At 42.0% G+C, this 2,250-nt stretch carries 3 protein-coding genes; all 3 read right to left on the bottom strand.

Annotated elements, in window-relative coordinates; genetic code table 11:
- Nucleotides 1–79: 79 nt before the first annotated feature.
- Genes ACT8YW_RS23040 through ACT8YW_RS23050 form a run of 3 tightly spaced genes read right to left on the bottom strand, consistent with a single transcriptional unit; the run spans nucleotide 80 to nucleotide 2,248 of the window.
- Nucleotides 80–826 carry a uroporphyrinogen-III synthase gene (locus ACT8YW_RS23040; RefSeq protein WP_004307801.1) on the bottom strand — a complete coding sequence of 249 codons (747 nt, stop codon included), beginning with the start codon at nucleotides 824–826 and terminating at the stop codon, nucleotides 80–82.
- A 4-nt stretch (nucleotides 827–830) separates the two neighbouring features.
- A complete protein-coding gene (locus ACT8YW_RS23045; RefSeq protein WP_444107259.1) occupies nucleotides 831–1,664 on the bottom strand; it encodes a DUF4271 domain-containing protein in 834 nt (277 codons plus the stop codon).
- Nucleotides 1,661–2,248: an LOG family protein gene (locus tag ACT8YW_RS23050; protein ID WP_008646994.1), complete on the bottom strand. Its 588-nt coding sequence runs from the start codon at nucleotides 2,246–2,248 to the stop codon at nucleotides 1,661–1,663. The genes ACT8YW_RS23045 and ACT8YW_RS23050 overlap by 4 nt, the downstream gene beginning before the upstream one ends.
- Between the last annotated feature and the right edge of the window lie 2 nt (nucleotides 2,249–2,250).

The raw sequence follows: 2,250 nt of genomic DNA on the forward strand, positions 1-2,250 counted from the left end.
CCGCCTTCAAACATCTTTCCGATCAAAATTTTACTATTCAGCCTTTCGGCTTTACACAAAGTATATATACCCACTCTGTTTATTTATTGTTTTCCTTGATAAACATGTCAAGTGCGGCAGTCATTGACGGAGCCTGCACCGTAGGAGCCTCAAGATCCAGACGGAGACCTGCGTCACGTACAGCCTGTGCGGTAGTAGATCCGAACGTTCCGATCTTAATCTCTTTCTGATTAAAATCCGGGAAGTTCTTCTTCAAAGAAGTCACTCCGGCAGGGCTGAAGAACACTAACATATCATAATCAAACTCTTCGTCCGGTGTAAAGTCGTTGCTCACCGTGCGATACATCACAGCTTCCGTATGCTGAATGCTGTTCTTGTCAAGCAGGTTTTTCACATCGTCATTATGTACGTCTGACATCGGAACGAGATACTTCTCCGTTTTATGCTTCACGATGGAAGGAATCAAGTCTTCAATCTTTCCAGTAGCTCCAAAGAAGATCTTACGCTTACGATATTGCACATATTTCTGAATATACAATGCAACAGCTTCCGTCACACAGAAATACTTCATAGTTTCGGGAATTGTCACGCGCAATTCAGTACACAAAGTGAAAAAATGGTCAATAGCATGGCGCGAAGTGAATATTACGGCAGTGTGGTCGAGAATCGAAATTTTCTGTTGCCGAAATTCTTTCGCCGAAAGACTTTCAACCTTAATAAAGGGCCGGAAATCTATTTTAACGCCATACTTTTCAGCTATGTCGTAATAGGGAGATTTCTCTGACGCAGGCTTAGGCTGCGACACTAGTACTTTTTTAATTTTCAACGTCCTAAAATTTTATTAGCAAAATATTGTTCATTTGAATCATACCCTGATACAGTAAAAGACAAGGTACTATTTCAAGAGCGCAAAAGTACAAAATTAATAGGAAAAGCCCGCTAAATTGATGAAAAAAAAGCTTTATCCACTTATAAAACATCAATATTTTAGTGAAAATTAAAATAATAGACCCAATTATAACCAAATTCGTTAGACTCAAATCAAAATAAACCAGGAAAAGAACGAACGGAAAAAGGGCAAATCCGACATAATATATGAGCGCAGAATACGATTCCAGCCATATATTTGTCTTATTTTTATCAAAAAACGTCCACCCCAGAAACATATAAAGCAACCATTTTAGTAAGAAATAAGCGAGGCAAAAACCAACGTAAATACCCAGCAAAAGGAGGGAGGATACATGGTCCATCAGAGCAGGACATTTATCATGAAAATAATTGAAAAATGTGATGCCCGACAAGACACAGGTCTGCAATACAAGCACAAGGAGATAACGCACATCAGCCGCCGTAGAGCTATCAAAAATGCTCGTCCGTTCGCGATGTAACACAAAGTCTTTCACCTGTTGGGAGAGAAATTTCTTTCCACGTGCCAAGGCAATGGAGGAGAGAAAGAAGCAAGCCAGCAATGTCAGCGCAATAGCATCATCCGTACGGGGAGAGTAGGAGATAGGGGTTCCTTCAAAGCCAGAATCAACCTCTTGTACAGCATGAAGATCGGCCAACTGCAGGCTATCACTGTCTGCCTTTGCCGGACTAATCTGTTTCTGCTGGAGAAGAGACAAGGTATCCGTGTTCTGGGAACTTAGTGTATCACCTATCATATCGCTGCAAATTTACGAATGGAAATATCCCATACAGGAGTCTCATAAAGCAGCTGAACTGCTTCTTCCGGTGTCTGCGCCACTTTCCATATATCACCGTGTTGGCGTCGCATAAAGTTTTCATCGATTGCTTTTTCAAGCATTTCGAGCAATGGATCGAAAAATCTGTTTGTATTGAGAATTATAATCGGATTGAGATACAACCCCAATTGTTTCCAAGTGATAATTTCCAGCAATTCTTCAAGGGTACCGCATCCACCCGGCAAAGCGATGATACCATCACTCAAATTGGCCATCTTCTGTTTGCGTTCGTGCATGGATTCTACCTCGATCAGCTCTGTCAGTCCAGTATGATGCCAGTTTTGTTCCACCATGAAGCGGGGAATCACTCCGGTCACTTCACCGCCATTTTTCAACACAGCATCTGCCACAGAGCACATCAGACCGATACTTCCAGCTCCGTTTATCAAACGGATATGGTGTTCGGCAAGCAGACGGCCGAGAGTCTCGGCAGCTTGAAAGTAAACAGCATCTATCTTGGTACTGGAAGCGCTATATACGCATACGGAATTTATCTGGTTCATCT

Source organism: Bacteroides sp., assembly GCF_052357945.1.
Taxonomy (GTDB): Bacteria; Bacteroidota; Bacteroidia; order Bacteroidales; family Bacteroidaceae; genus Bacteroides.

Bases quoted from the DNA above. Each gene is read 5' to 3' on its own strand.
- ACT8YW_RS23045 (WP_444107259.1), bottom strand. From the start codon at position 1,664: ATGATAGGTGATACACTAAGTTCCCAGAACACGGATACCTTGTCTCTT.
- ACT8YW_RS23050 (WP_008646994.1), bottom strand. From the start codon at position 2,248: ATGAACCAGATAAATTCCGTATGCGTATATAGCGCTTCCAGTACCAAG.